Raw genomic sequence first — 6,039 nt, forward strand, 5'->3', positions numbered from 1 at the left:
CCGCCCAGCAGCGGCGCCGACGCCCCCTGGTGGCGCGATCCGCGCACGCTGGCGCTGGTGCGCAGCCTGCGTTTGCGCAGCCTGCCGGCGGCGCTGGTGTATGGCTCGACCAGCGGGGTGTATGGCGATTGCAGCGGCGCCCGGGTGCCAGAGACGCGCTCCGTGGCCCCGAGCACGCCGCGCGCGCAGCGCCGGGTCGATGCCGAGCGCGCCGTGCGCCACCTGGGGCGCGCGGGCGTGCGTGTCAGCCTGCTGCGCATTCCGGGCATCTATGCCCCCGACCGCGCGGGCGGCACGCCCGAGGCGCGCCTGCGCAAGGGCACGCCCGTGCTGGCCGCGCCCGACGATGTGTTCACCAACCACATCCATGCCGACGACCTGGCGCGCGCCTGCGCGGCCGCACTGTGGCGCGGCGCGGCGCAGCGCGTGTACCACGTGTGCGACGACAGCGAGCTGAAGATGGGCGACTACTTCGACCTGGCGGCCGACCTGTACGGCCTGCCGCGCCCGCCGCGCGTGCCGCGCAGCACCGCGCAGGACCAGCTGCCGCTCACGCTGCTGAGCTTCATGGGCGAGTCGCGGCGGCTCGACAACACGCGCATGCGGCGTGAGTTGCGCCTGCGCCTGCGCTATCCCACGGTCGCGCAGGGCTTGCGCGCCCGGCGCGGCTGAGCGGCGCCGGGCGCGCCAGGTTTCTGGTCGGACCTTTCCCGGAGGACATCCATTCACCGCCGTCAGGGGCGGGAGTAGCTGCGTCCCTGCGCGTCAAAGCAGCGGAACACATTGCACTGCGTGAATGTGGGTGCGGGCACGGGCTGCACCGGCACGGGGCGGGCGTAGCGTGGCGGGGGCAGCAACACGATGCCCGGCGGGGCCGCGCGGTACCTTTGCACCTCGGCATAGCCTTCGGGGCCGAGGCAGTCCAGGTCCATTTGCCACTGTGCGGCATCGAGTTGCGCATCTTGCCCGTACGAGCGGACCGCCGCGCTGGCGGCCATGTCCAGGCTGCGCCGGGCGCGCACGCACTCGGGTGAGCGCGCATAGTCGCGCGCGCCAGCGCGTGCCGCACGGTCGGCCTGCGCGCGCCGCTGCTGCGCGTCGCGTTCCGCATCCAGGCGCGCGGCGGCGGCTGCTGCCTGCTGGCGTTGCTGCTGGGCGGCCACTGCCTGGGCCGCCTGCTCGCGCTCCTGGCGGATTTCTTCGGGGGTCTTGCGCGGCTGCACTTCGAGCGCCTGGGTGCCAGGCCCGCAACGGCCATCGGTATAGGTGACCTGGCCGGTGCGCGCATCGGTGCAGCGCAGCACCTGGGCCTGCGCCACCGGGCCCAGCAGGCCGGCGGCGCACACAGCGAGAAAACGCAGAGCGATGCACATGGCCGGCCGATCTTAGTGGCCCTGGCTGCGCTCTATCTCGCTGGCGGAGCGCCAGCGCCGCAGGCCCTCGCGGTCGCCTGGATCGCGCTGGTTGCGGTTGGCGCTCGCGCGGCGCTCGCGTTCCTGCTGCTGGCGCTCCTGCTGCTGTGCCTGTTGGCGGCGGCTATCGTCGCGTTCACGCTGCTGGCGCGCTTGCTCGCCGCGCTGGCGGGCGTCGCGGTCTTGCGCGTCGCGGTGCTGCTGTTGTACGCGGTCGCGCTGGTCGCGTGCATCCCGCTCGCGCCAGTCGCCGCGGTGATCGCCGCCGCGCGGATAGTAGGACGGCGCCACGGCCGGGTAGCTGGGGTACACGGGGTAGGCGGGATAGGTCGTGTAAGCGCCCGGCGCATAGGCGCCCGGGCCATAGAGGACACCGCTGTCATACCCCCGGTTGTAGGTGGGATAGGCCTGCGTCTCGTAGTACCCGTCTCCGGGCACGGCAACGCAGCCCGTGGCCAGTACCGCCACGGTGCATAGGGCAAAGGCGCGGGTGAAGAAAGTGCTCGGCATCGTGGATTTCCCCTGTGGGGCAGCGCACGGGCGCTGCCGTGAAGATGGATTTTGGGGTGCTGCCCCGCTCTTTATGACGCGTTGGCGCGGGCTTTGGTTGACCCCTGGATGCGAATTTGCCAGGCTTTTCAAGGGCTTTACGGATGTTGCCGTATGTAAGGCCCTGCAAACCCCGTGACAGGCCTGGAGGGTGGGCGCCTGGAAAGACCTCTAGGCAACGTAGTGTGCAGCCATGTGCTCCATGGGATGGCCGCAGCGTTGCCACAATGGGCGCTCCGCGCACGCGCGATTCAGGAAAGCACCACTATGAATGCCTCCCTCGTCCAAGACTGGAACCTGGCCCCGCTCGACGGCCTTTCGCAGGTCAAGGGCCGCAGCGACGCGGCGCTGTCGCAGGCCACCATCGCTCAATTTCTGGCCGAGGCCGTGCAACGCTTTGCCAACCGCACCGCCGCGGTGTTTCGCGAGCAGGGCCTGCGCTGGACCTGGGCGCAGCTCCAGGCCGAGGTCGATGCGCTGGCCAGCGGCTTTCTGGCGCTGGGCCTGCGCCCGGGCGATCGCGTGGGCATCTGGTCACCCAACCGCGCCGAATGGCTGGTGACGCAGTTCGCCACCGCGCGCGCCGGGCTGGTGCTCGTCAACATCAACCCGGCCTACCGCGTGGCCGAGCTGGAGTACGCGCTCAACGCCGCCGGCTGCCGTGCGCTGGTCACGGCCGAGCAGCTCAAGAGCTCGAACTACCTGGAGATGCTGCAGCGCCTGGCGCCCGAGCTGGCCACCTGCGCGCCTGGCGCGCTGCACTCGGCGCGGCTGCCGCAGTTGCAGATGGTGATCCGGCTGGGCAGCACGCCCACGCCGGGCATGCTCAACTATGCCGACGTGCTGGCGCAGGGCCGCGCCCGCGTGGATGTGGCGGCGCTCGACGCCTTGGGCGCGGGCCTGTTGTGCCACGACGCCATCAACATCCAGTTCACCAGCGGCACCACCGGCAACCCCAAGGGCGCGACGCTGACGCACCACAACGTGGTCAACAACGCGCGCTTCATTGCGCAGGCGATGAACTTCACCGAGCAGGACAGCCTGTGCATCCCCGTGCCGCTGTACCACTGCTTTGGCATGGTGCTGGCGGTGCTGGCCTGCGTGTCCGCGGGCGCCACCATGGTGTTTCCGGGCGAATCGTTCGACCCCGTCGCCACGCTGGAGGCGGTGAGCGAAGAGCGCTCCACCGCGCTGCATGGCGTGCCCACCATGTTCATTGCCGAACTCGGGCACCCGCGCTTTGCCGAGTTCGACCTCTCGCACTTGCGCACCGGCATCATGGCCGGCTCGCCGTGCCCCATCGAAACCATGAAGCGCGTGATCGCCGAGATGCACCTGTCCGAGATCACCATCGCCTACGGCATGACCGAGACCTCGCCGGTGTCGTTCCAAAGCGCCACCACCGACCCCCTGGAGCGGCGGGTGTCGACCGTGGGCCGCATCCAGCCGATGCTCGAAGCCAAGGTGGTCGATGTCGATGGCAAGGTGGTGCCCGTGGGCGAAAAGGGCGAGCTGCTGGTGCGCGGCTACTCGGTCATGCAGGGCTACTGGGGCGACCAGGCGCGCACGCGCGAAGCGGTGCAGGACGGCTGGATGCACACCGGCGACCTGGCAACGATCGACGCCGAGGGCTACTGCAACATCGTCGGCCGCGCCAAGGACATGCTGATCCGGGGCGGCGAGAACGTCTACCCGCGCGAGATCGAGGAGTTCCTGTTCCGCCACCCCAAGGTGCAGTCGGTGCAGGTGTTCGGCGTGCCCGACGCCAAATACGGCGAAGAGATCTGCGCCTGGATCGTGCCCAAGCCTGGGCAGACCTGCACCGAGGACGAGATCCGCGACTTCTGCCGCGACCAGATCGCCCACTACAAAGTGCCGCGCTATGTGCGCATCGTCACGGACATGCCCATGACCATCACCGGCAAGGTGCAAAAGTTTGTCATGCGCGAGCAGATGATGGCCGAGCTCAAGCTGCAAGCCAGCAAGACGGCGTGAGCTGAATTGCTATTGAAAATATAGCTTCTAGCGCTTTTCAAGTAGGCGTTTGAGCCTGATTTGATGCAAATTTTGCCGCGCCGCTGCCTCCAGGGGCCGCGAGCGCTGGTTTTGGCAAGCACCTATTCTTCGGAGCCCAGCAACCCGCAAGGAATGGACCATGAAAATCGCTCTGATCGGTGCCACCGGCTTCGTCGGTTCGGCTGTGCTCAATGAACTGCTGCAACGTGGCCACGAGGTGACTGCGCTGGCGCGCCACCCCGAAAAACTCGCGCCGCGCGAGCGCTTGAAGGTGGTCGCCGCAGACGCCCAGAACGCCGCCGAGGTGGCGCAGGCGGTGGCCGGGAACGACGCGGTGGTGAGCGCCTACAACCCGGGTTGGAAGGTGGCTGATCTGTATGTGCAGTACCTGCGCGGCACCCAGGCCATCATGGCAGGCGCGCAGCAGGCTGGCGTGCGCCGCCTCTTGGTGGTGGGCGGCGCGGGCAGCCTGTATGTGGTACCGGGCGTTCAACTGGTCGATACGCCCGAATTTCCCGCCGAATGGAAAGAAGGCGCCCGCGGCGCGCGCGATGCGCTCAAGCTGCTGCAGGATGACAAAACGCTGGACTGGACGCTGCTGAGCCCGCCAATCCTGCTGCAACCTGGCGAGCGCACCGGCCACTACCGCCTGGGCCAGGATGCGCCGCTGATGAACGGCGACCAACCGGGCAGCATCAGCGTGGCAGACCTGGCCGTGGCCCTGGTCGACGAAGCGGAAAAGCCCCGGCACCTGCGCCAGCGCTTCACCGTGGCGCACTGACGCTCCGGCCTGCGCCCGCCTCGTGCGGGCTTTTGCGGGCAGGGTATTGGCGCCCGGCCCGCTTGCTCTAAGCTCTAGGGCTTTTTGCCTCCAGAGTCATGACAGAAGACACTTTCGCCCCCATCCAGGAGCCGCGCCTGTGGCAGGACGAACGCTGGAGCGCGCGCGTGCTCAAGAACGAGGACGACGATGGCTGGGCCGTGGCGATGACGCTGCACGGCCACGACGAGCCGGCGCTGGTGGGGCCCTGGACGATGGGACGCGACAAGAAGAACCCCAAGCCGCTCGACGTGAACGCGTTCAATACCCTGGTCAAGACCGCCAACGAAGTGCTGCGCCGCCACGAGCAGCAGCTGCATGCGCAGCTGAACAAGAACGTCACCATCACCATGCAGGGCGAACGCGTGCGGGTGCTGCTGGCAATCGTGCCCGACGAGGAAGGCGCCAGTGCCACTCTGAGCGCGCAGGACCCGCTGGGCGAAGAGCTGGCGCGCGTGCCGGTGTCGCCGGCCTTCAAGCTCACCGTGGACAGCGCATTGCGCTGGGCCGAGAGCGGCTTCGAGCGCCCGCGCTGAGCGCCAGGGCTACGGCCTGAACGGCCCGGTCCGCGCGCCAGCTGCTTACGGCTGCGCCGGCGCCCGCATCGCGGCCGCATAGCGCTGTGGCGCAAAGCGCGCGGTCAGCAGCGCCACCAGCGCCACGCAGGCCAGGTGCGCCAGCCAGCCGGCGGCAAAGCCGCCACGGGCACTGTGCAGCGCGGCCAGCGTCCAGGGCGCGAAGGCCGCCAGCAGAAAGCCGCCGCCCTGCATCAGCGCGCTCAGGGCACCGGCCTGGGCCGGGTCGGGCAGGTGGTCGAGCACCACCACCATGCTGAGCGCGAACGAGCCGCCCAGGCCCGCGCCCAGCAGCGTGGCCCAGCTGCGCGGCGCCACGTCTGGCCAGAGCACCAGCGCCGCAAAGCCGCCGGCCTGTAGCGCCAGCGTGAACCACAGCCAGGGCCGGCGGTCGCGCTGGTGCGCGGCCAGCGCAGGCAGCAGCGCCGCACCGGCCTGCGCCAGGGCCAGCAGCGCCACCAGGCTGCCGCTGCTGGCCGCGCTCCAGCCGTGCGACTGGTAGAACGGCGCCAGCCACGTCACCACCGAGGCATAGCCGCCGTTGACCAAGCCAAAGCAGGCCATCAGCAGCCAGGTGCGCGGCCGGCGCAGCATCCAGCGCGTGGGGCCCGGGCCGGAAGCCGCGGCCGGCGGCGTGTGCGGCAACGCGCGCCAGGCCAGCAGCAGC

General features: G+C 69.7%; 7 protein-coding genes. 4 read left to right on the plus strand and 3 right to left on the minus strand.

Going from position 1 to position 6,039, the window contains the following annotated elements; genetic code table 11:
• The coding region (locus tag B2J89_RS20480; protein ID WP_169170705.1) for an NAD-dependent epimerase/dehydratase family protein at positions 1-672 on the plus strand (672 nt) is incomplete at its 5' end.
• Positions 673-734: 62 nt separating this feature from the next.
• On the opposite strand, the gene B2J89_RS20485 is transcribed toward B2J89_RS20480, so the two are convergent.
• Entirely contained in the window at positions 735-1,373 is a 639-nt protein-coding gene (locus tag B2J89_RS20485) for a DUF4124 domain-containing protein (RefSeq protein WP_169170706.1), read from the minus strand.
• Between the two features lie 12 nt (positions 1,374-1,385).
• Positions 1,386-1,922: a hypothetical protein gene (locus B2J89_RS20490; protein ID WP_169170707.1), complete on the minus strand. Its 537-nt coding sequence runs from the start codon at positions 1,920-1,922 to the stop codon at positions 1,386-1,388.
• A 306-nt stretch (positions 1,923-2,228) separates the two neighbouring features.
• On the opposite strand from B2J89_RS20490, the gene B2J89_RS20495 reads away from it, so the two are divergent.
• From B2J89_RS20495 to B2J89_RS20505, 3 genes are all read left to right on the plus strand, one after another.
• Positions 2,229-3,956, plus strand: coding sequence for an AMP-binding protein (locus B2J89_RS20495; protein WP_169170708.1), 1,728 nt, complete (start codon positions 2,229-2,231; stop codon positions 3,954-3,956).
• 160 nt (positions 3,957-4,116) lie between these two features.
• Complete coding sequence (locus B2J89_RS20500) at positions 4,117-4,758, plus strand: NAD(P)-dependent oxidoreductase (protein WP_169170709.1); 642 nt, start codon at positions 4,117-4,119, stop codon at positions 4,756-4,758.
• 98 nt (positions 4,759-4,856) lie between these two features.
• On the plus strand, positions 4,857-5,333 hold the full coding sequence (locus B2J89_RS20505) for a hypothetical protein (protein ID WP_169170710.1): 477 nt from the start codon (positions 4,857-4,859) through the stop codon (positions 5,331-5,333).
• 45 nt (positions 5,334-5,378) lie between these two features.
• Here B2J89_RS20505 and B2J89_RS20510 read toward each other — a convergent pair.
• Positions 5,379-6,039, minus strand: a 661-nt coding sequence (locus B2J89_RS20510; protein ID WP_169170711.1) for an MFS transporter, incomplete at its 5' end; no start/stop codon positions are given.

The organism is Acidovorax sp. SRB_24 (assembly GCF_012931925.1).